Raw genomic sequence first — 24,969 nt, 5'->3', positions numbered from 1 at the left:
ACGCACTCGCCTGCGTCGAACCGGTCGCAGAAGCCTGATAACCCACTGCCGTATTGAAAGTACCAGAAGCGCTGGTCGCCGCACCGAGGGCCATTGCGCCCACCGCATTGCTTGCAATCGCCGAGCTGCGGCCAAAGGCAATCGCGTCGGTCGCGCCGGTGTTCACGGCTGCATCCACGCCGAGGGCGATTGCGTTTGCCGCCTGTGACGAGGCGCCGTCCCCATCGCCGCCATCACCTCCGATGGCGATGGATCCCACACCGGATGCGCGACTGGCAGCGCCAAGTGCCATAGAGCGCATTCCGTCAGCAGCCGATCCCTGACCCAGCGCAAGTGCGAACTCCTCTGACGCATGGGCCATTCCCCCGATCGCAATCGCGAAATCCGCCAATCCCAAGCTGTATGTCGCATCGTGCGCGTCATGATCCGTCACAGTTCCGGCAATTGCGCCGCGTCCGATGGAGATACTGTCAAAGCCGGCTGCTGCAGCCTGCGCGCCAACGGCAAGAGCGGCGAATGTGGGCGAGATGTCTGCGACATCCAGCGGCTCTTCGCTGTCCAGCCGTGTCGCCACAGCGCCCATCCCGATAGCAGTTGCATGGCTATCGAGCGCCGAGGCATCGGAGCCAATCGCACTCGATCCGGCGCCCTCTGCCCGCGCCTTGTCGCCGCAGGCAGTCGCACCGGATCCGCTCACCGAACTTGCACCCATCGTATCGTTTGGATCGAAGACGCACTCTTCTGCGGCTGCCGGAGAGCCACCGAAAAGAGCAACAACTGCAATCGAAAAGACAGCCTGACTTCGTCCGATTAGCGGCGGGCAATTGTGGCGAACCATGTGTCGATCCTCGCTTCAGCAAAGGCGCGTCTTCGGGCGCCGATAGGCGATAATGCCTAGCGGGGTTTCCCCTAGAACGGTCCCTGTGGAGCATCCGGTTCGGAGGATTTGCGGAGGCGCGCCCACGATCCGCTTGCCCCACGCTGCACCGCCGCTTAGGGCGAAGGCATGAAAAATGACGACAACGATCACACTTTGACAAATCGGAAATTCTATCGCGCGGAGCAGGAGGCAGAGTTTTCCAAAGGTGTGCCTGAAAGCACGCCGCAAACCGAGCATCCCGCCTATCGCCTGGCCTTTCAGGACCAGCAATTCCTCCTCCGAGAAGAACTGCGCCCGGTGCGCTTCCAGCTCGAGTTGCTGAAGCCTGAAATGCTCCTTGATGAAGCCGGCGTAGGCTCCACGCTGGTGATTTACGGATCGGCGCGTATTCCATCGCCCGAACAGGCCGAGCAGCTTGTTGCCGAGGCCGAAGGCGACGCCAAGGAAATCGCGCAAAGCCTTGCGAATAAAGCGAAATACTACGACGAAGCCTATAAGCTGGCCAAGATGGTGAGCGAGAAATCGATCATCGAAGAGGGCAAGCGCCAGTTTGTCATAACTTCGGGTGGCGGACCTTCGATCATGGAAGCGGCCAATCGCGGCGCTTCAGAAGCCGGTGCGGAATCGATCGGTCTCAATATCGTCCTTCCGCACGAGCAGGCACCAAATGCCTATGTGACGCCATATCTGTCATTCCAGTTCCACTACTTCGCGCTGAGGAAAATGCACTTCCTGCTGCGGGCAAGGGCGGTTGCAGTCTTCCCAGGCGGCTTCGGCACATTCGACGAGTTCTTCGAGCTGCTCACGCTGATCCAGACCGGAAAAATGAAACCGATTCCGATCATTCTGTTCGGCAAGGACTTCTGGACCCGCGTGGTCGACTTCGAAGCGATCGCCGCCGAAGGTACGATCAGCAAGTCCGATCTCGACCTGTTCACATGGTGTGAAACGGCTGAAGAAGCCTGGTGCTGCATTTCCGAGTTCTACGAGCTCGATTGCTAGTTTAGCGGCGCGTCACTGCATAGTGGCCAAGCGGGCCCGAACCGCCGCCAAAACCCGGGGCTTGCCGGATCGCCTCGAGCACAAATTCGCGTGCCAGCCGCACCGCGTGTTCCAGCGGCTGTCCATGCCCCAGCAGCGTCGCAATGGCCGATGAAAGCGTACAGCCCGTGCCATGGGTATGGCGCGTCTCGATCCGTGCATGCTCGAAACTGGTGACCGAACCGTCTGGCCATACCAGCCGGTCAATAATGCGGCCTTTTTCCCCATGGCCGCCCTTTGCCAGGACGGCAGTATCGTGGCGAGCCGCCAGGCTCGCGGCTGCTTCATAGATTTGCTCGCCTGTTTGCAGCGACATTCCGGTCAGGGCGGCGAGTTCTGGCAGGTTTGGAGTAACCAAAGTTGCCCGGTCCATCAATTTTGCGAAAGCTGCGATGGTGGCCTCATCGGCCAGGGCCGATCCGCTTGTGGCAACCATCACCGGATCGAAAACAATCGCCCCGGCGATGCTCTCGAGATTGGCGACCACCATCTCTGCAATCGCGGGAGATCCGAGCATTCCGATCTTGATGGCGTCAGCTCCAATGTCGCTAAGGCAGCTGTCGATCTGCGTGTCGACAAGCTCGGCGTCGAGCGCTTCGACGTGCTGGACGCCGGTTGTGTTCTGCGCGGTTACGCTGGTGATTGCGGTCATGGCATAGCCGCCCAGCATGGTGATGGTCTTGATGTCCGCCTGGATGCCCGCACCGCCGGACGAATCCGATCCGGCAATTGCCAGTATCCGGGAAGGTGGTCTCACTCCTGGAACTTTCGCTCGTTCGACGGCGGATATTTTTCGTGCAGTTGTTTTGCGCGCGTTGGCCGGTCCATCAGTTCGCCGCCGCAATTGGGGCAGGTGTCGTCAAGTTCTTCGGCGCAGGGTGCACAGAAGGTGCATTCAAAACTGCAGATGAAGGCGCCCGCGCGCTCGGCGGGCAAGTCAGCACCGCAGCGTTCGCAGTCGGGCCGCATCTCGAGCATCAGGCGGCTTTCCTGACCGCGTCGCAAATTCCGTCGACGAGCCGTTCGACCTGTCCCGCATCATCGCCTTCAGCCATGACGCGGATGACAGGTTCAGTGCCCGAAGGGCGGATCACAAGTCGTCCATTCCCAGTGAGCTCCTGTTCCGCCGCCGCGATTGCAGCTTTCACGTTCTCCGCATCGAGCGGCGTACCCCCCGAATACCTCACGTTCTTGAGCAATTGAGGTACTGGGTCGAACACGTGAAGCAATTCGCTGGCTGGCTTATCGGCCCTGACGAGGCTGGACAGCACTCGCAATGCGGCGATGGTTCCATCACCAGTTGTTCCATGATCGAGCAGGATCATATGACCCGATTGTTCACCGCCAACATTGAAGCCGCCTTCCTTCATGCGTTCGAGCACGTAACGATCGCCCACCTTGGTCCGCTCGAGCGAGAGCCCGATTGCTTCCAGATATCGCTCCAGGCCGAGATTGCTCATCACGGTTGCAACCACCCCGCCGCCCGAGAGACTGCCTTTTTCCGCCATACGCGAGGCAATCAGCGCCATGATCTGGTCACCGTCTACCGTCCGACCTTTCTCGTCGACCACGATGAGGCGATCGGCGTCGCCGTCTAAGGCGATACCGATATCCGCACCTTCGGAAACTACGCGTTCCTGGATTGCAGCAAGCGAGGTAGAGCCGACGCCGTCGTTTATGTTGGTCCCATTCGGTGACACTCCCAGCGGGATTACTTCGGCGCCCAGTTCCCAGATGGCAGTAGGCGAGACCTTGTATGCGGCGCCATTGGCGCAATCGACGACGACCTTCAGATTATCTAACCGGATATCGCTGCCGACCGATTGCTTGAGGGCATGGATGTAGCGGCCGCTGGCATCGTCGATCCGTCGTGCCCGCCCGATCCGAGCCGCATCAGCGAGCATTGGCGGTTCGTCCATCAGTGCTTCGATCGCGAGCTCCGCCTCGTCGGAGAGCTTGAAACCATCGGGGCCGAACAGCTTGATCCCATTATCCTCATACGGATTATGGCTCGCCGAGATCATCACGCCGAGGTCGGCACGCATCTCGCGGGTCAGCAGCGCGATGGCAGGGGTCGGCAATGGGCCAGTCATGACGACGTCCATGCCGACGCTTGTGAACCCGGCGACCAGCGCACTTTCGATCATGTAGCCGGACAACCGCGTATCCTTGCCGATCACCACCCGGTGGCGATGATCACCACGCCGGAAAAACGCTCCTGCGGCCTGTCCGACGCGCATCGCCAGGGCAGCCGTCATGACTTCCCTGTTCGTCCGTCCCCTGATCCCGTCGGTACCGAAGAACTTGCGTCCCATGTATTCAGAATTCCTCGTGTCTCATTCGAGCGATGACGCCCTCCAGCACGCTTCTGGCTGGATTGACCTGCAAAGGAAAGGGGCAGGGGGTGCTGCAACAGAAAATCTCCCCATGCCATGCAACGAATTCGAATTTCATGCATTGATTTAACGAAAGATTTTTCCCCGAACGCGAACGACAAAGGACCACTCATGAGTTTCGAGCTTATCGATCTACCATACCCAAATGACGCGCTGGACCCGGCGATTTCGGCCGAGACCTTTTCCTATCACTACGACAAGCATCACCGCGCCTATGTCGACAAGACCAACAAGGCGATCGAAGGTACGGACAAGGCAGAATCTGACCTAGAGTCGATCATTGCAGCAGCGCGTGGCAGTGATCAGGGGCTGTTCAATAATGCTGCGCAGAGCTGGAACCATGCTTTCTATTGGCATTCCATGGCACCTGACGGCGGACACCCGTCCGATGAACTCAAGACCATGATAGAGGCTGACTTCGGTTCAGCCGACGAGCTAGCTTCCAAGCTTGCCGATGCAGGCGGCGGTCACTTTGCCAGCGGCTGGGTTTGGCTCGCGGAGAAAAGCGGCAAACTCTCGATCGAGGAGACTCACGATGCCGACACCTTGGCCGACAGCGACTTCAATCCGTTGCTCGTGCTAGACGTGTGGGAGCATGCCTATTATCTGGATCACCAGAATAGACGTCCCAACTACCTCAAGCAGGTCACCGAGAATCACCTCAATTGGCAGTTTGCCTCGGACAATCTCGCCCGCGGCACCGTGTGGAAATATCCTCGCTAAGACAGGCTGCGATTATCGGAGCAAGTTTACTCGGTGCCGCGATTGGTTCTCGTGATCGCGGTGCCGAGAGGCTCGTTCCCAAACAAAGGCTCCCCGAAAATAAATCCCACCATGTTCGGCTTACCCACATGGTCAAAAAATGCCGTCAAAGTCAGCAAGATCGGGACTGACAGCAGTGCCCCAAATGCGCCCCAGATCCAGGTGAAATAGCTGAAGGCGATGAGGATCATCACCGGGCTCATGGTAAATCGCGCGCCCAATATCGATGGCGTAACGACATTCGATTCAACCGTATGCAAACCAAGATAGGCGAGTGCCGGAATGAAGCCCAAGAGCGCAGTCTCGGCTGTTCCGACGCCGAACAAGGTCAGCAACGCTATCATCACGAATGGCCCGATGTAGGGAATGAAGTTGAGTATCGCGGCAAGGCCACCCCACATCACCGGTGCATTGACGCCCAGTGCCCATGCGCCGAGCGCGACGACAACGCCGACGCCCGCGTTGATCCAGGCAACTGTCAGGATGTAAGAAGCGACCCGGTCCTGCACTTCGCGAATGACATTGGCCGCCTTGATCGAGGTGCCATAGGATGCGCGATCAAGCAGGAGGTGCCTGCGCATGCGAACGCGGCCCTCGATCATGAAAAAAGCCATCAGGAAGGTGAGCAAGACTTCGAGCAAGACGCTTGGTGTTGCGATCGCCAGCTCTTGCAGGAAGTTGGGACTTGCCAATACAACTTCGCGTGAATCCGAGCTACCCATCAGCTGGGTCAGCTTCTCGTTGATCTCGGCCACCCAGACGAAGCTGTCCCGCAACTTGAAGAAGTGGGCCGAGAATTGATCGACCATCGCCGGGACTTCATCAATCAGCGTCATGGCGGGCTGGAGAATGAGCGCGAGCGCCAGAAGCAGGATCGCGAGGAAAAACAGTAGCGCCGAAAGCGAAGCGAGCACATTCGGTAGCCCCCAACTGGCGAGCTTGTCGGCAAGCGGCGAAAGGATGATCGTGAGGATCAACGCCGTTACAATCGGCAGGAAAACCACCGACCCTATTGAAAGAGCGAAGGGAAGGGCGAGGAACAGGCCGAGACCCAAGATCAGCACGAGTGCCGAAATCAGGCGCAGCTCCTGCTCGGCGAAAGCGCGGCGACGAACGGCTTGCTGCTCGCCCTCGATGCGTCCGGCCGTACCTGCGGCAGTCTTTGAAGGGTTCGTTTCGCTCATCCTGATCTCACTTTGCAGCGCGCTCTGGCACATCGCAAGATGGGAACATGCGTTTCCCGAATTTTGCTTTAGATCAGGGCTTTTAGGTTACGATCTTGTAGGTTCGGCCTTGCCATTGCCTGCAGCCACATCGTCCAGCTCTTCGAGGATCGCGCGGTGTGCGGTTTCGTCATCCATAGAGCGCTTTGGGATATCGCCGCTTTCCAGCATCTCTGAAAGTGTCGCCCGCGCGCGGCCTACCCGGCTCTTGATCGTTCCGACCGCACAGCCGCAGATATCGGCAGCCTCTTCATATGAGAAACCGCCTGCACCAACCAACAGCAGAGCTTCGCGCCGTTCGGGCGGCAAGGTAAGCAGCGCGCGGTGCATGTCCGATAGGTGGATGGGCTCTTCCTGCCCCGCAGGCGCGGTCAGTATGCGTTCGGCTACGCCCTCGTCATATTCGCCGCGGAAGCGGTTGCGCCGCATGTCTGTCAGATAGGCATTCCGCAAGATAACGAATGTCCATGCACGCATTGACGTGCCCGGCTCGAAACGTTCTTGTGCAGCCCATGCTTTCAGCATCGCCTCTTGAACAAGGTCGTCAGCCATGTCCGGACGTCCACACAGGCCGCGGGCGAAGGCGCGCAAATGCGGCACGACTTCGGTCAATTCTCGCTTGAAATCGGCTTTGTCGGCGGCCGTCCGCTCGGACTTGACCATTAGTTCTTGTCATCCAGCTTCGAAAGGAGGTCCTTGAAGTTATCAGGTAGTGGCTCATTTACAACAGAATCATAAATCTGTCGCAGGCCGTCGGCCCACCCAGGCTCATTTGATTTGTCGCGAGTGCCGGATCCGTTCCGCATGACGGCCTTTTCGGATCCAAGCTTATTGTTTCCACTCATGATATTCTCAAAATTCCTCAGTCACGCCCTTGCTTTAAAACAAACCGTTGGGCGATGCTTCGTAATGCTGGTGTGTCTGGAACGAGAGCACCATCCAATGGTTCCCTATTCGACAAAGATTGAACAAGGCTAAATCCAGATTGCGCCTCGTCTTCCGGATTGCGAAGGGGTAGGCACCAAGGGATGGTGGAAATGGGTGAAAGAGAAGAGGGGTTTTCGCAGCGGCGCGGACGGCGCTGGCTGATCAAATATCCCCGCGTCATCCCTGCAGCAATCTTTCTGGCTGTGGCAGCCATTGTCGCGGTGGCCGTTGTCGCGATTGAGCTCACCGAGATCGAAGCGGAAAAAGCGAGCATGAGCGAGGTTAGCCAGGCGGTGGCATCGGCGCTCGAGCGCCGGTCAGACTCAACCTCTTCCTACTTGCGAGCCGGTGCGGCGCTGCTTGAAACAAGCGATGAAGTTACTCCCGTTGATTTCCTGCGCATTGTCTCCGCCATGCGCCTCGACACAATTATACAAGGTACCGATGGCATAGGTTGGGCAAAAGCGCTGCGCCCCAACGAGGTTGCGGAGTATGAAGCGCGGATGCGGGCCTACGGGTTCGGAGCCGACGGGGTCTCTCCCAAGCCGGCCCGCGGAACAGAGCGAGTCGTACCTGTCACCTTTCTTCTTCCTGCGACCGATCGCAATCGGCGCGCCTTTGGGTTCGACATGTATTCGGAACCGGTTAGGCGCGCGGCGATGGATCAAGCTGCTAATACCGGTATGCCCAAGGCCAGCGGTCAGATTGTACTCAAACAAGAAGGCGGCAATGAAGCGCCGGGATTCCTGATCTACATGCCGGTCTTCGACGGGAAGGGCATGAACCGCCAGCTAAGGGGGTTCATTTACGTTCCGATCAATGCGCAACAGTTCTTCGACGCTGCCCTCGATATGGAGAATCCCGGCGATATGGGGCTCTCGCTCTATGAAAGCGAGCTTAGACAAGAAACGCTGATGGCCAGCCTCACGCCCGAATTCAGCACAGGCAAGCAGTTGGTCGAGCAAGTTATCATCGCAGATCGAACATTTTTCCTGGTCGTTGAATCATCGCGTAAACCCCGCTTGAGCTTCGTTTCCATGCTTACCCTTTTGTTTGGGGTAGCCGTGGCCAGCCTTCTAATGCTCGTCGCCAGGCTAATGACGCAGAATGCCGTCGAAGATCAGGCGACGGTCGACTGGCTTGAACACCAACATTCGATCCGCAACACACTGACCCGCGAACTCAACCACCGGGTCAAGAATACGCTCGCAAACGTATTGTCGATTGCAGCGATGACGCGCCGACGATCCACCACACTTGATGAATTTGCCGAACGGCTCGAGGGCCGGATCAGGGCGCTTTCGGCAACGCACGACCTTTTGACCCAGTCAGAATGGGGCACAACGCCAATTCGGGAGATCGTCGAGGCAGAGCTCAAGCCATACGAACCAGATTCTCAGGGTTTTGTCGTTGTAGAAGGGCCCGAAGTAGAGATCGCACCCAATGATGCTTTGTCTCTCGGCCTAGCGTTGCATGAGCTGGCGACAAATGCCGTCAAATATGGCGCGCTGAGCCAGCCGGAAGGGCGCGTCAATCTTACTTGGCGGCTGGCGCGGCAGGACTTGGTCGAACTATCCTGGGAAGAATCAGGCGGGCCCGTGGTTTCAAACGAGAGAACTCGGGGCTTTGGCACCGACCTTATCGAAAAGATCGTCGCTCATGAACTGAAGCATCCCGTGGAACTTGACTTCGCTCCAACGGGTGTCCGCTGCAAACTGCTGGTACCGGTTCGCAAGCTGGGGCAATTTGAAATCCGCGCGCGGCAAGACGCCCTGAAAGGCTAATTGCCGGTCGGCGATAATTTTCAGTCTAGCGGTTTGCTCGATCCGAAGAACAGTGCCTGGCTGATTGCGGCGCGCACGGTCGATTCTTGGAATGGCTTGGTGACCAGATAAGTTGGCTCCGGCCGATCTCCGGTCAACAGACGCTCCGGATAGGCGGTGATGAAGATAACCGGAACACTGGTCGAGGACAGGATATCATCCACCGCGTCGAGGCCCGATGAACCGTCAGCCAGTTGTATATCCGCCAAAACCAAACCGGGTGTCTTTTCAGCGACGACTTCCTGCGCCTGGGTACGCGTTGCCGCCGTGCCGCAGATATCATGACCAATCGAACGGACTAGGTCTTCCAATTGCATGGAGATGAGCGGCTCGTCTTCGATGATCAATACGCTGGTAGCCGACTCTCCATCGATCTCAGCGACAGCTGCCTTGACGAGAGCTTCAACTTCCTCGGTATCCAGATCCATGATCTCTGCCGCTTCTGCCATCGAGAAATCCTCGAGTGTTGTCAGCAGCAGCGCCTGGCGGTTTTGTGGCGTGATCTGTTTGAGACGTTCCTGGGCAGCAGCTTCATGCAGGCCGGTATCGCCCGCGTCCGGCGTCGCTTCGACATTGGCACTGGACCATACCCGGTTGAATGCGGAGTAGAGAGCCACACGGCCCTGGCCGAGCGTCTCCTTCATTCCCTCATCGGCGAGGGCCGCTTCCAGTGTGGCGCGAACAAAGGCATCGCCTGATGCCTGCGATCCCGTAAGCGCACGGGCATAGCGCCGCAAATACGGCAGATTGTTGGCGACGGCTTCTCCGATGGACATAAAAACCCTTCCCATTGATTTCTCGCATTGAACGAGCATCGATGCGGATGGTTCCACCAGGTCCAAGCCGCTCAAAAATAATGCTGATCAGCCCTTCTAGGAGCTTCCCGAAAAAAGGTGCAAAAAATTTTCGATTCCGGGGAACCGTATGCTTTGTTGGACATTTTCCATTATATCACCGCCGAGACCCCCCTCCCGTCCAAGCGGTTGGTGATACGATCCCGAAAGGCCTCTGCCCTTCCCAGGCGGAGGCCTTTTTTTCGTGGGTGTACAGATTGCTGCTTAAGCTGTGACGCGCGATTAGCTGGGGTCCTGCAGTCCTAGCGACCGGCCGGACAGCAGAAACATTCGTTATGGAATTGGCGGCTCAGGCGAGCGATTTGCGAAGGCGGCCCATCAGCCCCTTTTTTGCAGTCCCGGTATCCGCCACCAGTTTCCTTAACTCCTGCATGTCGACTGGCTTGACCAACACATCGCCGAGTTTCTTGATACGGTCCGGAATATCTTGGGGGGCGCCAGTCGAAAAAATGATGTGCGGTGTGTTGGGGCCGATGTTGTCGACCAAGTCAGCTAGTGACCAGCCGTCGTCGCGATCAGCCAAGTGCACATCGAGTATCATGACGTCCGGCCGACCTTCTCTCAGAGCTTCCAGTGCCTTTTCTGCCGTGGCGCAGACAACAATGTCCTTGATCCCGAGTTCGCGTAGCTCTTCTTCATAAGCAAGAGAAAGGATGGCATCATCTTCAACCACCAGAACCCGCTCCGCGGTTGCGCTCTTCTTGGCGGATTTCCTGGTTCTTGCCACGCTGTACGACTCCTGGGCGAGGAATCCGCCCGGAATCCAAACGGCTACGATCGTGATTGGGTTCCCCGGAAAATCGAGCGCTGGCGCATAGTTAGAACATGCTGCAATAGCGCAACAGTCCGGCTGCGCTAGAGCGCCTTTTCGTAAATGTTGTACTGCCGGTTGATCTTGCTCTCGATCGCATCGGCAATAGCCACCATTCCCTGGTTGTCGTCCAGGATCCAACCGATCTCGCCACGTGTCGTGCCGAAATTCTCGGTTGCGTTATCCCGAATGGCGCTGATCATCATGAATGCCAATTGGCTGGCAAGTCGCGAGTTCTGAAATTCTTTCAGCACGCCCATCAGCGGAACGCGCATGTTATTGCCGACAGGTTTGCGCAGCCACCGAAGCATGCGGATCCAGCCGAAAGGAAACAGTTTGCCGTCAATCTTCGCCAGTACTTCATTGATATCCGGCAACGTGATCATGAACGCCACCGGGCGTCCCTCAAGTTCAGCCAGCATCACGAGCTCGGGGTGGATGATCGGCTTCAGCTTCTTGGCGGCATAGGCGATTTCGCGTTCGGTAAACGGAACAAAGCCCCAGTTGCCAGACCACGCATCGTTGAGGATATGCAGCGCTGATCGCACTTCCTCTTCGTAGCGGGATTTGTCGACACCGCGGATTGTAATTCGCTCATTGCGCTGACCGGATTTGACAATCCGCTGGATCAGCGGCGGAAACCCTTCGCTCACGTTCAATTCGTAGGTGAGAAGCTTCTTTGCCAGGCCATAACCGTTACTTTCAATCCAGCCCTGATAGTGCGCCGGATGATGTCCCATCATGATCATGGGAGAGTGGTCATGACCTTTCACCAAGAGCCCAGGTTCCTCCCAGATCGACATAGAGATCGGGCCAAGCGAACGGGTCATCCCCCTCTCGCCCAGCCAACGCTCAGCGGCTGTCAAAAGAGCGTTCGCGACGGATTGATCTTCGGCGTCAAAATAGCCGAAGTTCCCGGTTCCCGGACCAAATCCCTGCTCGGGTCGCATTTCGAGCGCGACGTGATCAATGCTGGCTGAAATTCGCCCAACAGTTTTGGCGCCGCGCCGCGCGATGAACAACTGGACATCGGCATGCTCGAAGAACGGGTTCTTGTCAGGATTGATCAGTTCAAGCTGTTCGGCGCGCAGTTGCGGCACCGAATGAGGCGTAGAGGCAGCGAAGCGGCGGCCAATATCGACGAATTCGCTCCGGCCTCGCTTGTCGTTTACGGGTTCGATGACTATCTGGTCCGCGCTCACTGGGACATCCTATTCAGCTTCGGTTAGCCCCTGTCGGTGCTAAACGGCGATTGTCAAGCGAGCCAGCCGATTACTCTGGCCGATATCTCGCGATTGTCCCAACTCCCCAAAGTGCTGTAAGGCGGCGCCCGGACCGAAACAAATGAACACGCAACAGACCTTCGAAACTGGCCAGCCGACTGGCGCGCCGCGAGCCACACGCGCGCAGTTCGTTACCAATGACGATAAAGATATGCTGCGTGCGGCACGTGATCTGGTGAAGGATCTCGGCCAAGCAAAAGCTTCGATCTACTGGGCCGACATGCTGGCAATGGCGGCGATCGCATACGCAGCGCTCGTTGGCGCTATCTTGGTCGAAAACTTTGCGTTGGCGGTCGGCCTGGGGATCCTGTCATCCCTGGCGTTCTATCGCGCCCTGATGTTCATTCACGAACTCACCCACATCCACAGGGATGCATTGCCGGGGTTTAGGCTCGGATGGAACCTCCTGATCGGCATTCCGCTGCTAACCCCGTCTTTCATGTACGAAGGCGTGCACACGCTGCACCACAAGCGCACGCAGTATGGCACGATTGAAGATCCTGAATACCTCCCCCTGGCGCTGATGAAGCCTTGGTCGCTACCGTTGTTCGTTCTCATTGCGCTGCTGGCTCCGATCGCTTTCATGATCCGTTTCGGACTACTGGTTCCTTTGGGATTGCTCATTCCCCCGATCCGCCGACTGACGTGGCAGCGTGCGTCTGCCCTTTCGATCAATCCGGATTTTCGCCGCAAGCCTCCCGAAGGCGATCTCAAGACGCGGGTTTTCTGGCAGGAGCTCGGCGGGTTTGTCTGGTCATGGGTGCTAGTCGGCAGCGTGTTTGTGATCGGCTGGAAGCCTTTGCTGGTGGCTTTGGCAGTGCTTTCGCTCACAGCCGTACTCAACCAATTGCGAACTCTCGTCGCACATCTTTGGGAGAATGAGGGTGAGCCGATGACTGTGACCGCGCAGTTCCTCGATTCCGTGAATGTACCTCCGCCGGGGCCAATCGCGGAGATTTGGGCACCTGTCGGCCTGCGCTATCACGCGCTGCATCATCTGATGCCTTCAATGCCCTACCATGACCTGCCCGAGGCCCACCGAAGGCTGGTGAAGGAACTCGGGATCGCCTCCACTTACCAAAGCGCCAACCATCCGGGCATGCTGGCCCTGGTGTCCCGGATCGCGCGCAGCACGATGATTGCACGGTCAAAACGCTAGAACATTACCTAGCCGAGAAATCGTATCATGGCGCACCGGCGTTCGCGGGGCAGCCCGAGTTCAGCCGCAGTTTCAAGTGACTGCAGCAGATGAGGTCGACCTTCGAAGTTCTCGACTTCGACGAATCCATGCCGTGCATAGAAAGGACCGTTCCAAGGAATGTCGCGATAGGTATTCAGCGTGATCGCTCGCAAACCGGCATTTCTTGCATCGATGGCGACAGCTTCGAGCAAAGTCGCCCCGATCCGCTTACCTTGTTGCGCACGCTCGACGCTTAGTTCGTGAAGATGGAGCTCGCGGCCGATTGTACCGCATGCGGCGAATCCAACCACTGTCTCGTTAACAGTCGCCGCCAGGCAGTGGCCCCTGCGAATAAGCCCGCGATAGTGCGCCGCGCTTCCGGACGGCGGGACTGGGATCCCCGCAAGAGAGGGTTCTTCGCGCAGCAGGATCGCAGCATCTTCCTCGACTCGGTGAAAATCATCTGCGTCGCCCGGCTGTGCCAACCGGATTGAGAACTCGCTCATTCTTCGGTTCGGACCAGAACCGTCTCGCCAATCAGTAGGAACAGGAAGAAAGGTGCCCACGCGGCGAGTAGGGGAGGGTAGCCGCCGAAATTGCCCATCGCGATCGCCATGTTGTCGACCACGAAATAGGCGAAACCCAGCGCCATCCCGATTAGCGCACGAACGAACACCTGGCCCGAGCGGGCAAGCCCAAACGCCGCTACAGCGCCAAGCAAAGGCATGAGCACAGCTGACAACGGACCGGACAGTTTGTGCCACCACTTGCCGCGCAACTCGCTCGTGCGCCGGCCGGCAGCTTCATACGCCTCGATGGAATCGGATAGCTCGAAGAACCCTTCCGCATCGGGATCCACGCTTTCGAGCTCGATTTGGGCAGGGGTAACCTGCTTGGCGACGATAAGACTTTCTGCCTGACGTTCGGTTGCTGCTTCGACATCGAATATCCGTGCATTCTCCAGCTTCCAGCCTGGCGCGGCGTAAGTGGCCCGGGCCGAACGCGCCTGCTCGACGATCAGATTGGTATCGCCCCGCCTGTACCAAGTGACATCGGTCATCTCAATCTGGTCGCCGCGCCCATTGAGAGATGCTGCCGTCAGCACCTCTCTGCCATCGGTGAGGTAGACATTGGCGCGCAAGTCGGCCGCTTCGGGCACGGCACCGTACTCGCTCGCTTCCCAAGCCTTGAGAGTGGCGGTCGCACGGGTAACGACGCGTTCGTTAAAGCCGAAGCTGATAATCGAAATTGCGAGCGCGGTGAGCAGCAACGGTGCAAGGACCTGATGCGCTGAAAGGCCTGCTGCTTTCATCGCGACGACTTCGCTATTCTGGTTGAGTGTAACCAGTGTGATCAACGTCGCGAGCAAGACCGAATAGGGCAGGAACCGCGCGATCAATTGAGGAATCCGCAGCGAAACGTAAGTCAACAGCTCGGACTGCCCGTTGCCTTCGGCTGCGAGGATATCGCCGCTGGTCGAAAGCAGATCGAGCATCATGAGGACCAAGACGAGCATCACGAGCACCGCGAAAATGCGGACCACGAACAACTTGGCGAGGTAAAGCGTCAGCGTGCGCGATGGAAAAAAATCGAGGTGCATGGCGCGCGCTTACTCCGCCGGAGCCTCGGTCAAGGTCACGGTCTTGCGTTTACGCCTGCGAAACAGCTTGGAAAGCTTTTTAGAGATCTTTGCAAACGCCGTTTCCAGGGCGCCGATCGCCTGACCGCCGGGGACGAACGCCACGCGGTAGTACATCCAGATGATCAGCGCCGCGAACAGGAAGAACGGCACCCACAGCGCCAAGATGGGATCGAAAAGACCCAGTGCCGCGAGGTCTTCGGCATACTGATTTATCTTGTGGTAGGAGACGACCATCACAATCGAGACAAAGACCCCGAGTGCCGAGGTTGATCGTTTGGGCGGTATTCCCAGCGCCACCGCGAGCAGCGGCATCAGCAGCATCATCACCACTTCCACTAGGCGGAAGTTGAAGCTCGCCTGGCTGGCATCGCGCTTCGCTTCGCTTTCAGCCTTGCTCCAGCCGATGCTGAGCAGCTCAGGAAGAATATATTCTCGTTCGGCATCGCCGCGATCGCGGAATTCCTCCACCCGGGGCAGATCGATTGGCAAATCGTGGCGGGTAAAGCTGAGCACGCGCGGCGTGACGGTGCCGGTATCCTGCACAATGGTACCATCGGTCAGCCGCAAGATGATCGTGTCGGGGCTATCGGTGGTGGCGAGGAAGGCCCCTTCGCGGGCCGAAATCGAGAGAACCTGGCCTTCTTCATTGGCAACGCGGGCAAAAATGCCCTTGAGGCGGCGCCCGTCTTCCTCGCTCTCTTCGACGCGCAGCGCCATCCGGTCCTTAAGCGTAGTGAATTCGCCGACCTTGATCGAAGCGCCAAGCGCGCCGGAGCGCAGCTCATACTCCAGCTGCTCATAGGTGTACCGGCTCACCGGCTGGATATAGAATACCAGCGCCACATTAATCGCCGCCAGCACCAGCGTGATCGCATAAGGGATCCGCAGCAGACGCCCATAACTCATGCCCACGCCGCGTAGCGTATCGAGCTCGCTCGAAATCGCCAGTTTGCGGAACGCCAGCAGGATTCCGAGCAGCAAGCCCAACGGGATCGCCAGGCTGGCATATTCGGGAATAAGCGTCATCAGCATGCGGAATACGACACCGACTGGTCCGCCCTCGGTCGCGACGAAGTCGAACAGGCGGAGCATCTTGTCTAGCAGCAGGAGCGATGCGGCGAGGGCGAATACGCCCAACATAGGCACCACTACCAGCCGCAGGATGTATCGATCGATGGCGGGAAGGAAGGACAAATATGCGGCCAGTTTGCTATTTTGGTTAATGCTTGTGGCGGGCAATAGCGTGATTTTTGCGCCGGGTCATGCCCCCAGCCGCAGGAATGATCGGAAAGTCAGGCCTTCTCAAGCGTGCATTGCAGTGGGTGCTGGTTCTGCTTGGCGCAATCCATCACCTGGTTGACCTTTGTTTCGGCCACTTCGTAGGGAAATACGCCGCATACGCCGACCCCCTTCTGATGTACGTGCAGCATCACCCGGGTTGCCTGTTCCAGGTCCATCTTGAAGAAGCGCTTGAGGACCATGACGACGAATTCCATCGGGGTGTAGTCGTCGTTGAGAAGCAACACCTTGTATTGGCTGGGCTTCTTGGGCTTGGTACGTGTCTTCGTAGCTATGCCAACCTGCGAATCCTTGTCGGGATCGTCTGAATCGGGACCGGCCGCCGAAACGGGCAGCACCAGTTCTTCATCGCAAAGCCTAAGATCGAGCGTCATCACGAGGGCAATATCGTATCCGTAGGGAAAATCGCAAGGTGCCAGTGGGCGGTTAAATTTCGGCAAATGGCCTGAGGACGCGATATCTGGCCCGGAAACGAAAACGGGCCGAGCATCAAATGCCCGACCCGTTCGTGTCTATCACCGGTTTATGGGAGAGAGGGAGAGACCGGTGATATTCTCGCTTCGAGAGGCTTAAGCAGCCTTCGAAATGCGCTCAGCTGCGACGCTTACGCGGTTTGAAACCGGTGCAAATACGTCGTTGGCCAGCTTGATCGTCTTTTCGATGTTCTTCGAGTTGTAAGCGACCATCGCGTCGAAGTTACGGCGAGCGATTTCACCCTGGAGCTGAAACAGCTCGGTCGGCGATTTCACGGCAGCCATCTTCTTGGCGTCTGCGGTTACGGTTTCGAATACGGTCTTCGTGTCAGCAACGGCTTCACGGCCCATGTCCTGCACGGCGCCAGCAAGAACCTTGCCCGATTCAACGAGTGCTTCGATGTTCGCCTTGTTGAATTCGGCTGCTTCGCTGAACATTTCCGAACCCTTGTCATAGGCGGCCTTGGCACGCGACTGAACGTCGGCAGCAGTTTCCTTGACAGTCTTGGTGAACTTCGTGGTGTTGGTCTTGGCCATGATTGTGTCCTTCAATTCAGTGATAGAGGAAACCTTGGTCGGCTTGGCTGCCTTCTTTACCGGGGTCTTTTTCGCTGCAGGCTTCTTGGCAGCGACCTTCTTTTTGGTGACCTTCTTGGGCTTGGCGGTCTTCTTCGCGACGGCCTTCTTGGCGGTCGACGCTTTTAACTTCGCCTTCTTCGAAGGGGCTTTCTTGGCAGCGGCAGCCTTCACGGGCTTCGCTGTTACTTCTGCAGTAGCCGCGGCTTTCGCCTCTTCGGTAGCTGCATCAATTTTGCTTTTGGCTTCGGTAGCCATGAGTAACCTCACTTGTTTGTTGCAGTGCACAAAATAGGTATTGCAGCTGCGAAGTCAAGTATTTTTTGTGCACTGCACAAAAAACAGGTTACTCTCGTAAAATCAATCGCCTAGCGAGTCTTTACGTACCGGCCAGGCGCATCTTCGATCACTTTATCACCCCGTCCGCCGGGCTTTCTCTTGCCCTTGGCGTCAACCTTCTTCGAATCTTGCGCTTCGATCCAGTTGATCCAATGAGGCCACCAGCTACCCGGGTGCTCGGTTGCTTCGGCAATGAAGTCGTCAAGGCTTTCGGCGGAGCTGTCGCCGGTCCAATACTGGTACTTGTTTGCTTCGGGCGGGTTGACAACTCCGGCGATGTGACCTGATCCGGCGAGCAGGAACGTGAGATCTCCCTTGAAGTGACGCGTAAGCCGCCACACGCTTTTGGCCGGGGCGATGTGGTCTTCCTTTCCCGCCTGGATATAGGTCGGCGTTTCAACCTGAGTCAGGTCAATCGGCGTGCCATCGGCGGAAAGCACATCGGGTTGCACCAGCTTGTTGTCGCGGTAGAGATCACGCAGATAGTCACCATGCCACTTGGAGGGCAGGTTGGTGACGTCACCGTTCCAATGCAGCAGATCGAAGGCCGGGTAGTCGTTACCAAGCAGGTAGTTGTTGACCACGTAGTTCCAGATCAGGTCCTTGCCGCGCAGCGCATTGAAAGTCGCTGCCAGATAGCGTCCATCGAGATAACCGTCCTTGGACAATGAAGTGACCATCTTGAGTTGCTGGTCGTCGATGAAATGCTTGAGCTCTCCGCTCTTCTCGAAATCGACCTGCGCGGTGAAAAACGTCGCGGATTTGACTTTGTCGGCTTCGCCGCGGCGCGCGAGGATCGCCAATGTTGCAGCGAGCGTGGTTCCGGCCACGCAATAGCCGATCGCGTGAACCGACTTCGCGCCGAGCCGGTCACGAACATGGTCGATCGCTTCAATCTGCGAACGGATGTAGTCGTCCCACACAACATCCTTCATCGACGCATCGGCTGATTTCCAGCTGACCACAAACACCGTAAGCCCCTGAGCTACCGCCCAGCGAATAAAGCTCTTCTTCGGAGTAAGATCGAGAATGTAGAAGCGATTGATCCATGGCGGGAAGATCACCAGCGGGGTTTCGAAAACCTCATCGGTGGTCGGGCTGTACTGGATAAGTTGGTAGAGCGGCGTTTCGTGCACGACCTTACCCGGCGTTGCGGCAAGGTTCTCGCCCAGCGTGAATGCGTCCGCATCCGTATGGGTCAATTGCCCCTTCTTGAGGTCATTGATCAGGTGCTGCATGCCTTTCACGAGATTGGCACCCTTGGTTTCGATCGTCCGCTGAAGCACAACCGGATTTGTCAGCAGGAAATTGTCCGGGCTCATCGCATCGACCAGCGCCTGCGTTGCGAAGGCCAACTGCTTCTTCTGTTCGCTATTCGCCGCCGGCATTTCCCGCGCCATTGTCGTGAAATATTCGGCCAGAAGCAGGTAAGTCTGGTGGAGCAAGGCATAAGCGGGATGATCGCGCCAGGCAGGGTCGGCGAAACGGCGGTCTTTGCGCGGCAACTCGGCAGGCTCGGCGGCATCATCCTTTCGGACGGCACCGGCCATCGCTCCGCCGATCACGTTCTTCCACAGTTCGACAGAGCCCTGCGCCAACTTCTGGTTGGCCGCGAACAGCGCCATGGGATCGGATTTTGTCAGCCCGCGCGCGAAGGTCATCCACTGTGCCGGATCAAATGGATTGGTGTTGGCCGGTGTGGTGAGCGCCTGATCGCGCATGAAATCAAACCACATGGTCTGTAACTTGTTGGCTACGCCGCCCCAGTCGGTCCCGGCCAAGCCATCTTGCGGCACGGCATTGCCGAACATTTCCCGCATCGCCTCGCCTTGCATGTCAAAGAATGCAGCGAAGGGAGCATCCTTGATATCGGTATCGTCTGAACCTGCGGCCATGCCTTGTTCCCTGATTACGCGGAGACTTTTTTCCGCAATAGCGAAATTGCCGTTTGCCCGCGACAAGTAATCGCCTAGAAAATGTCGGATCGCCTCAAGCGAGGCTTGTCTGGGAAAGCAAGAAGGACCCGATGACCACCGAATTTTACCGCATGAAGCGTATGCCGCCCTATGTGATCGCTGAAGTCAACGCGATGCGTCACGCGGCACGTCAGGCGGGACGGGACATCATCGATCTTGGCATGGGTAATCCCGATCTGCCGCCGCCGCAGCATGTCATAGATAAGCTGTGCGAGGTTGCATCCAAGCCCGATGCGCACGGCTACTCGCAGTCGAAGGGCATTCCGGGCCTGCGGCGCGCACAAGCCAATTACTACGGCCGCCGCTTCGGAGTCGATCTCGATCCGGAGAGCGAAGTCGTCGTTACGATGGGTTCAAAGGAAGGACTCGCAAGCCTCGCCACTGCGATCTCGGCGCCGGGCGATGTGATCCTTGCGCCCAATCCGGCTTATCCAATCCACACGATGGGCTTTATCTTGGCCGGCGCAACGATCCGTTCGGTTCCCACGACGCCAGATGAACATTACTGGGCTTCGCTCGAGGCGGCGATGAACTACACTGTGCCGCGCCCGACTGTGTTAATCGTCAATTTCCCGTCCAATCCCACAGCTGAAACCGTCGGGATCGAATTTTATGAGCGGCTGGTTGCCTGGGCGAAAGAGAACAAGGTCTGGGTGATTTCAGACCTGGCCTATTCGGAACTGTACTTCGATGGAAAGCCGACCCGTTCAATCCTTGAGGTTCCGGGAGCGAAGGACGTTGCAGTCGAGTTTACTTCGCTATCGAAGACCTTCTCGATGGCAGGCTGGCGGATCGGCTTTGCGGTTGGCAACAAGGAAATGATCGCTGCCCTGACACGGGTGAAGAGCTATCTCGATTACGGCGCCTTCACGCCGGTTCAGGCGGCTGCCTGTGCTGCACTGAACGGACCAGAGGATATCGTCATTCGCAACCGCGAGCTCTACCAGAAACGGCGTGACGTGATGGTAGAATCGTTCGGACGCGCGGGTTGGGAAATCCCGCCGCCGCCGGCGTCAATGTTCGCCTGGGTACCTCTGCCTCCCGGCTTCGAAGAAGTGGGTAGCCTCGAGTTCGCCAAGCGCCTTTTAACTGAGGCTGAGGTCGCCGTTGCGCCTGGGGTCGGATTCGGCGAGAAGGGCGAGGGTTTCGTGCGCATCGCGATGGTCGAGAACGAGCAAAGGCTCCGCCAGGCGGCGCGAAATGTGAAGCGCTTTCTTGGATCAGCTCAGAGCGCCGCCGCTTAGAATTGGGTCCAGTTCGGATCGCTTTGCAGTAGAATCAAAGGTGCCAATCCTGATACGTGGACGACGATTTTCGACTGAGTGCCTAATGGGGAGAATTGCGAAAAGGCTCGTATGACGCAATTCGAATGGCTCTCTTTGATGGACGATCCACCAGCACGGTGGGATCTGCGCTACCTCGGCTGGAACCTCATCGCTCCCCGCATTAGCGGCGCCGCTACGAGTTCTGCGGCCCGCGAAAGCATCGCTGGACGCGCACGCCCGATCATTATCGACTGGCGTGCTGCCAGCCGTTCTGACGCGTGGGTAAACATTGCAGACAAGCGGTGGGCACTGGCGATCGGTGTTGACGATTCGACTGATCGGGCCGCGCTGTTGGAACAAGGCATTGGTGAAGCCCTCCCAACCAACGTCGCACTGGTCGAGCTGGCAACACGCGCGCTCCGCCTTGGCGAGAACGCGCAGGCGATGAGACGCTTCCGGCGGGCGGGGCCGGTGGTGATGGACCTATTCCACCGGGACGGCCGCATCGGCGAACAATGGCTGGGCCTCCATCCACGCGAGTTTGCCCTTGTCTGGCGGCTGGCTGATGCGCCGGGCGAGCGGGTGACGCGGCGCGAGCTGCTCGCTGATGTCTGGCGGCTCGATCACGATCCGGAAACCAACTCGGTCGAAGTGCATATATCGCGACTGCGCTCGAAGCTCTCGATATCGCAGGCAGGCTGGCTGATCGAGACCGATCCCGAGGGAGGCTATCGTCTCGCAGTACGGGAAATTGGACAATCAGAAATCGAACAAGCGCTGGACAGCAACGATGCCTTAGGCAACGATGAGGGACAGCCTGAATTTGGAGAAGACGATGGAACTGCAGCCCAACGAACGGGTCTCGATAGAACTGGGTGAAGATAGAGTCGCCCAGGTTCGCATGATCCGTGCGGACAAGATGAATGCGCTCGATCCGGAGATGTTTGCCCGCCTGATAGAGGCCGGACAAGCGCTTCACGAAATGAAGGGCCTTAGAGCAGTCGTTCTTTCGGGCGAGGGGCGTAGCTTCTGCGCCGGGCTCGATCTGAGCAGTCTGGGCAAGGGCGAATCCTCTGAGACCGGTGATCTGACAGACCGTACACATGGCAATGCCAACCGGGCGCAACAGGTGGCTATGCAATGGCGCAAGCTGCCGGTGCCGGTTGTAGCGGCGGTCCACGGCGTGTGCTTCGGCGGCGGCTTCCAGATCGCCAGCGGCGCCGACATTCGCGTGATCGCTCCCGATGCCCGGCTCGCCATCATGGAACTCAAGTGGGGCCTCGTGCCGGACATGGGCGGATTTGCCCTGTGGCGCGGCACTGCCCGCGATGACGTCCTGCGCGAGCTGATCTACACCAACCGCGAGTTCAACGGGGTCGAAGCCGGTGAGTTCGGATTTGCCACACACGTCGAAGAGAACCCGATTGAGCGTGCTACGGCGATTGCGGAAGAGATCGCCGACCGCAATCCGCATGCGATCCGCGGCGCAAAGCGTCTCGCCAACGCGATGTTCGACGAAGACACCGATCACTTGCTGATGGAAGAAAGCCGCGAACAGCATGCCATCATTCGCACGCCGAATCAGATGGAATCAGTGATGTCTCATATGGAAAAGCGCAAGGCGAACTATCGCGACGTGTAGCTTCTCCGAGGCGCGCTTAACCTATCCGAAAATCGCGACCGCCTGCAGTCCGGAAAGGATCAGCCTTCCCTGCGCATCCCTGAGTTGTAGACGCTCGCTCGAGTAGCCGGCAGCCGCCATCTCGCTCGAATTCTCAGCCAGCCACCATCCATCATCGGATGATGGATTGGTATCGAGCACATTGAATGACCAGTTGATCGAACTGATCGGCCCGCGGCGCTCCATCGCGCGCATTGCGCCCGGCGGAAGGATATCGCCCATCAGGACGAGTTCGGAGACGGGATCGAGCTCGCCGCGTTCGCGCAGACGCACCCAGCGCCGCACCACAGGCTTGCCTGGGCCGCGTCGAACCTGCGCGCGCCGCAGCTCAAAATTGTTGATGAAGTGCTTGATATCGGGACCAGGCACCGCCTCGGCTTCGGCGGGAGGTGCGGGCAGGCTGGCCGGGGCCTCACCTTCGTAGCGGGCATTGGCTTCCCGATCGGCCCCGAACAGGAAGAATGCCGTCAGCGCCAGCTTTTCGTCTTGATACAGCTCGGATCGTACTTGGGTCACATTCCGCCCCTGCCGCACGATTGTTGAGCGCAAGTCGAGATTGCCGCCTACCGGCGCAACAAAGCCAATCTGCGCCGCGCGAAGTGGCGGCAAATCGGGGAAAGAGCGCGCGGCATGGGTATAGGCGATCAGCGCCGATGCGCCGCCATAGAGCGTGCGGCCCTGCATCCAGTCTTCCGCCTTGGCGAGATGGACTGCGCCGTCCTGGGCCCTGATCGGTTCGATAAGTTCGCTCGGATTCATGGCTGCTGCATAGCCAGCCGCGCGGCAGCGTCCAGTGTGACGTTACGGAAGGACACACCTCAAAAGTGTCAGGCGACTGCAGGCGATTGCCATCATCGGGGAGAATCGCTAGGGGGCGGCTCCCCTTGTGGTCCGCCACTGCAAGGGGAGTGAGGCCCGATGGCGGAGTGGTTACGCAGAGGACTGCAAATCCTTGCACGCCGGTTCGATTCCGGCTCGGGCCTCCATCCACTGTTCCTGCGGGATTGCGGCGCTGCCGCGAGGCCGATAAGGGCAGGGCGAGGGCGCCGCTTTAGCTCAGTTGGTAGAGCACATCATTCGTAATGATGGGGTCAGAGGTTCGAATCCTCTAAGCGGCACCATTTCGCCTTTGGTGTCGATCCGATGACCTAGCACCTGCAGGTCAGTTGTAGCGCGCTTCCACTTTTGGCCCGCCTTTCCCCTCAGCCACCGTTGCCACGCTTTCAGTTAAGTCCTCGAGGTATTCGTCGATCACCTCAGCATGCTTGGGAGACAACATTAGGTGCAAGCTGCGCGGCTCGGTGGTGACCGATGTGAACCAGCCCTTGCGCAGCATCTCGCCGTAAATCGCAAAGCTGTCGTGCTCCGGGTGACGGAACGCGATCAGCCCAAGAATTGGATTGCCCAGTATCTCAAATCCGCGCGCCTTGAGCCCTTCCTCGGCCCGCTCGCGCGTTTCGCACACAAGCCCCTGTGTTTTGCGGTAGCCCTCAACACCCAGCACATTCATCACGGTCCAAGCTGCTGAGATCGCGCCGCCGGGACGCGTCCCGGCGAGGGTCGGCGTGGTCATCGGAGCACCGCTCCACTCGCGATTTTCGAACGGCATGTGCTGGAATAGTTCCTGTGATCGGAAAAGGACGGTTGAAGCGCCCTTCGCCGCATAACCATACTTGTGCAGATCAGCGCTGATCGAGTGGACCGCTTGAACTTCGAAATCGAATGGCGGCACAGGGACGCCATTCATCCGGGCGAACGGCGCGAAGTAGCCGCCCACGCAAGCGTCTGTATGGAGCCAGACCTCTTTCTCCCGCGCGACTTTGCCCAATTCTTCGATTGGATCGATAATGCCATGCGGGAAGTTAGGGGCTGATCCGACCATCATGATCGTCTGATTGTCGCAAGCGTCGCCCATGGCAGCTGGATCTGCCTGGTAACTGCCATCTTCCTTTAGCGGTAAGCGGCGCACTTCGATATCCATCAGGTGCGCCGCCTTGTCGAATGCTGGATGGGCTGATCGGGGCAGGACGATATTGGCGGGACCGGACAGCGCTCTTGCGGCGCGGGCATAATCGCGTGCCGCCTTGATCGCCATGGTGATGCTGTCGGTTCCGCCCGATGTCATCGCACCGGTGGCTCCAACCGGTCCGTTGAGCAGCGAGAGGGCCATTTCAATGACCTCGCGCTCCATTTGGGCGAGCGAGGGGAAGGCCAGCGGGCCGAGCCCGTTTTCCGACATGTATAGCGAATATGCCTCTTGCTGGACTTTCGCTATCTCAGGACCGGCATTGAAGACATATACCGCTGTCTTGCCATCGCGCCACTTGGCGTCGCCGCCACCGCGGGTAATCAGTTGTTCCCTCACCTCGTCCCAGCTTCTTCCGGCCTCCGGCATATCCACGCGATGGTCTCCTCATTGGGCGTCCAAACCAGCTGAGATAGCCATAGCCCCAACTGCAAAGATATTGCACCTGGGGAACCTATCGGAAGGTAGGACAAGTCCGCTGCCTATCTCATGCCCATGCAAGAAGGGGCACG

Annotated in this window: 24 protein-coding genes, 2 tRNA genes and 1 pseudogene; 9 read left to right on the top strand and 18 right to left on the bottom strand. The window is 58.3% G+C overall.

Translation table 11 applies throughout. From position 1 onward, the window contains the following. Positions 1-838, bottom strand: a pseudogene (locus tag ACEWMW_RS13475) (hypothetical protein); the annotation flags it as partial. A 168-nt stretch (positions 839-1,006) separates the two neighbouring features. Here ACEWMW_RS13475 and ACEWMW_RS13470 point away from each other — a divergent pair. Next, positions 1,007-1,882 (top strand): LOG family protein, encoded by an 876-nt coding sequence (locus tag ACEWMW_RS13470; protein WP_409414444.1) that lies wholly within the window; start codon positions 1,007-1,009, stop codon positions 1,880-1,882. 1 nt (position 1,883) lies between these two features. On the opposite strand, the gene thiD is transcribed toward ACEWMW_RS13470, so the two are convergent. The 3 genes from thiD to glmM are packed head-to-tail and all read right to left on the bottom strand — an operon-like array spanning position 1,884 to position 4,236. Then, positions 1,884-2,678, bottom strand: coding sequence for a bifunctional hydroxymethylpyrimidine kinase/phosphomethylpyrimidine kinase (thiD, locus tag ACEWMW_RS13465; RefSeq protein WP_409414443.1), 795 nt, complete (start codon positions 2,676-2,678; stop codon positions 1,884-1,886). Continuing rightward, on the bottom strand, positions 2,675-2,899 hold the full coding sequence (locus ACEWMW_RS13460) for a DUF1272 domain-containing protein (protein ID WP_409414442.1): 225 nt from the start codon (positions 2,897-2,899) through the stop codon (positions 2,675-2,677). The genes thiD and ACEWMW_RS13460 overlap by 4 nt, the downstream gene beginning before the upstream one ends. Continuing rightward, positions 2,899-4,236, bottom strand: coding sequence for a phosphoglucosamine mutase (gene glmM / locus ACEWMW_RS13455; RefSeq protein ID WP_409414441.1), 1,338 nt, complete (start codon positions 4,234-4,236; stop codon positions 2,899-2,901). The genes ACEWMW_RS13460 and glmM overlap by 1 nt, the downstream gene beginning before the upstream one ends. A gap of 192 nt (positions 4,237-4,428) precedes the next feature. On the opposite strand from glmM, the gene ACEWMW_RS13450 reads away from it, so the two are divergent. Beyond that, complete coding sequence (locus ACEWMW_RS13450; protein ID WP_409414440.1) at positions 4,429-5,040, top strand: superoxide dismutase; 612 nt, start codon at positions 4,429-4,431, stop codon at positions 5,038-5,040. A 26-nt stretch (positions 5,041-5,066) separates the two neighbouring features. On the opposite strand, the gene ACEWMW_RS13445 is transcribed toward ACEWMW_RS13450, so the two are convergent. The 3 genes from ACEWMW_RS13445 to ACEWMW_RS13435 all read right to left on the bottom strand — a co-directional run bounded on the left by ACEWMW_RS13445 (position 5,067) and on the right by ACEWMW_RS13435 (position 7,108). Further along, positions 5,067-6,263 carry an AI-2E family transporter gene (locus ACEWMW_RS13445; RefSeq protein WP_409414439.1) on the bottom strand — a complete coding sequence of 399 codons (1,197 nt, stop codon included), beginning with the start codon at positions 6,261-6,263 and terminating at the stop codon, positions 5,067-5,069. A gap of 87 nt (positions 6,264-6,350) precedes the next feature. Further along, a complete protein-coding gene (locus ACEWMW_RS13440; RefSeq protein WP_409414438.1) occupies positions 6,351-6,965 on the bottom strand; it encodes a sigma-70 family RNA polymerase sigma factor in 615 nt (204 codons plus the stop codon). Further along, the gene (locus tag ACEWMW_RS13435; protein WP_409414472.1) at positions 6,965-7,108 is read right to left on the bottom strand and encodes a NepR family anti-sigma factor; all 144 of its coding nucleotides are present in this window, start codon (positions 7,106-7,108) and stop codon (positions 6,965-6,967) included. Before ACEWMW_RS13435 ends, ACEWMW_RS13440 begins: the two co-directional genes overlap by 1 nt. Before the next feature lie 231 nt (positions 7,109-7,339). Between ACEWMW_RS13435 and ACEWMW_RS13430 the strand changes: the two genes are divergently transcribed. Further along, on the top strand, positions 7,340-9,013 hold the full coding sequence (locus tag ACEWMW_RS13430) for a CHASE domain-containing protein (protein WP_409414437.1): 1,674 nt from the start codon (positions 7,340-7,342) through the stop codon (positions 9,011-9,013). Between the two features lie 20 nt (positions 9,014-9,033). Here the strand turns inward: ACEWMW_RS13430 and ACEWMW_RS13425 are convergent, their stop codons facing one another. From ACEWMW_RS13425 to ACEWMW_RS13415, 3 genes are all read right to left on the bottom strand, one after another. Beyond that, the gene (locus tag ACEWMW_RS13425) at positions 9,034-9,828 is read right to left on the bottom strand and encodes a response regulator (RefSeq protein ID WP_409414436.1); all 795 of its coding nucleotides are present in this window, start codon (positions 9,826-9,828) and stop codon (positions 9,034-9,036) included. A 367-nt stretch (positions 9,829-10,195) separates the two neighbouring features. Continuing rightward, positions 10,196-10,633: a response regulator gene (locus tag ACEWMW_RS13420; protein WP_409414435.1), complete on the bottom strand. Its 438-nt coding sequence runs from the start codon at positions 10,631-10,633 to the stop codon at positions 10,196-10,198. A 128-nt stretch (positions 10,634-10,761) separates the two neighbouring features. Continuing rightward, complete coding sequence (locus ACEWMW_RS13415) at positions 10,762-11,919, bottom strand: N-acetyltransferase (RefSeq protein WP_409414434.1); 1,158 nt, start codon at positions 11,917-11,919, stop codon at positions 10,762-10,764. Positions 11,920-12,061: 142 nt separating this feature from the next. On the opposite strand from ACEWMW_RS13415, the gene ACEWMW_RS13410 reads away from it, so the two are divergent. After that, the gene (locus tag ACEWMW_RS13410) at positions 12,062-13,159 is read left to right on the top strand and encodes a fatty acid desaturase family protein (protein WP_409414433.1); all 1,098 of its coding nucleotides are present in this window, start codon (positions 12,062-12,064) and stop codon (positions 13,157-13,159) included. Positions 13,160-13,167: 8 nt separating this feature from the next. Here the strand turns inward: ACEWMW_RS13410 and ACEWMW_RS13405 are convergent, their stop codons facing one another. From ACEWMW_RS13405 to ACEWMW_RS13380, 6 genes are all read right to left on the bottom strand, one after another. Next, positions 13,168-13,686, bottom strand: coding sequence for a GNAT family N-acetyltransferase (locus ACEWMW_RS13405; RefSeq protein ID WP_409414432.1), 519 nt, complete (start codon positions 13,684-13,686; stop codon positions 13,168-13,170). After that, positions 13,683-14,780: an LPS export ABC transporter permease LptG gene (gene lptG / locus ACEWMW_RS13400; protein ID WP_409414431.1), complete on the bottom strand. Its 1,098-nt coding sequence runs from the start codon at positions 14,778-14,780 to the stop codon at positions 13,683-13,685. The genes ACEWMW_RS13405 and lptG overlap by 4 nt, the downstream gene beginning before the upstream one ends. Before the next feature lie 9 nt (positions 14,781-14,789). Continuing rightward, entirely contained in the window at positions 14,790-16,016 is a 1,227-nt protein-coding gene (locus ACEWMW_RS13395) for an LptF/LptG family permease (protein WP_409414430.1), read from the bottom strand. A gap of 98 nt (positions 16,017-16,114) precedes the next feature. Continuing rightward, a complete protein-coding gene (gene clpS, locus ACEWMW_RS13390) occupies positions 16,115-16,495 on the bottom strand; it encodes an ATP-dependent Clp protease adapter ClpS (RefSeq protein WP_409414429.1) in 381 nt (126 codons plus the stop codon). 195 nt (positions 16,496-16,690) lie between these two features. After that, a complete protein-coding gene (locus ACEWMW_RS13385; RefSeq protein WP_409414428.1) occupies positions 16,691-17,428 on the bottom strand; it encodes a phasin family protein in 738 nt (245 codons plus the stop codon). A gap of 110 nt (positions 17,429-17,538) precedes the next feature. Further along, positions 17,539-19,404 carry a PHA/PHB synthase family protein gene (locus ACEWMW_RS13380; protein WP_409414427.1) on the bottom strand — a complete coding sequence of 622 codons (1,866 nt, stop codon included), beginning with the start codon at positions 19,402-19,404 and terminating at the stop codon, positions 17,539-17,541. Positions 19,405-19,535: 131 nt separating this feature from the next. Here ACEWMW_RS13380 and ACEWMW_RS13375 point away from each other — a divergent pair, with 131 nt between their 5' ends. From ACEWMW_RS13375 to ACEWMW_RS13365, 3 genes are all read left to right on the top strand, one after another. Continuing rightward, positions 19,536-20,729, top strand: coding sequence for an LL-diaminopimelate aminotransferase (locus ACEWMW_RS13375; protein WP_409414426.1), 1,194 nt, complete (start codon positions 19,536-19,538; stop codon positions 20,727-20,729). Positions 20,730-20,840: 111 nt separating this feature from the next. After that, on the top strand, positions 20,841-21,629 hold the full coding sequence (locus tag ACEWMW_RS13370) for a winged helix-turn-helix transcriptional regulator (RefSeq protein WP_409414425.1): 789 nt from the start codon (positions 20,841-20,843) through the stop codon (positions 21,627-21,629). Next, entirely contained in the window at positions 21,586-22,392 is an 807-nt protein-coding gene (locus ACEWMW_RS13365) for a crotonase/enoyl-CoA hydratase family protein (protein ID WP_409414424.1), read from the top strand. The genes ACEWMW_RS13370 and ACEWMW_RS13365 overlap by 44 nt, the downstream gene beginning before the upstream one ends. A gap of 21 nt (positions 22,393-22,413) precedes the next feature. On the opposite strand, the gene ACEWMW_RS13360 is transcribed toward ACEWMW_RS13365, so the two are convergent. Continuing rightward, positions 22,414-23,190 carry a thioesterase family protein gene (locus tag ACEWMW_RS13360; RefSeq protein ID WP_409414423.1) on the bottom strand — a complete coding sequence of 259 codons (777 nt, stop codon included), beginning with the start codon at positions 23,188-23,190 and terminating at the stop codon, positions 22,414-22,416. Between the two features lie 153 nt (positions 23,191-23,343). Between ACEWMW_RS13360 and ACEWMW_RS13355 the strand changes: the two genes are divergently transcribed. Continuing rightward, positions 23,344-23,417 (top strand) — tRNA-Cys (locus ACEWMW_RS13355). Positions 23,418-23,476: 59 nt separating this feature from the next. Continuing rightward, a tRNA-Thr gene (locus ACEWMW_RS13350) sits at positions 23,477-23,552 on the top strand. Positions 23,553-23,593: 41 nt separating this feature from the next. Here the strand turns inward: ACEWMW_RS13350 and ACEWMW_RS13345 are convergent. Further along, positions 23,594-24,826: a pyridoxal phosphate-dependent decarboxylase family protein gene (locus tag ACEWMW_RS13345; protein WP_409414471.1), complete on the bottom strand. Its 1,233-nt coding sequence runs from the start codon at positions 24,824-24,826 to the stop codon at positions 23,594-23,596. Between the last annotated feature and the right edge of the window lie 143 nt (positions 24,827-24,969).

Origin of the sequence: Litorerythrobacter xanthomarinus (assembly GCF_046254955.1) — a bacterium.
GTDB lineage: Bacteria > Pseudomonadota > Alphaproteobacteria > Sphingomonadales > Sphingomonadaceae > Qipengyuania_C.
The sequence above is the reverse complement of the archived record's forward strand: the minus strand, read 5'-3'. Positions and strand labels throughout refer to the sequence as shown.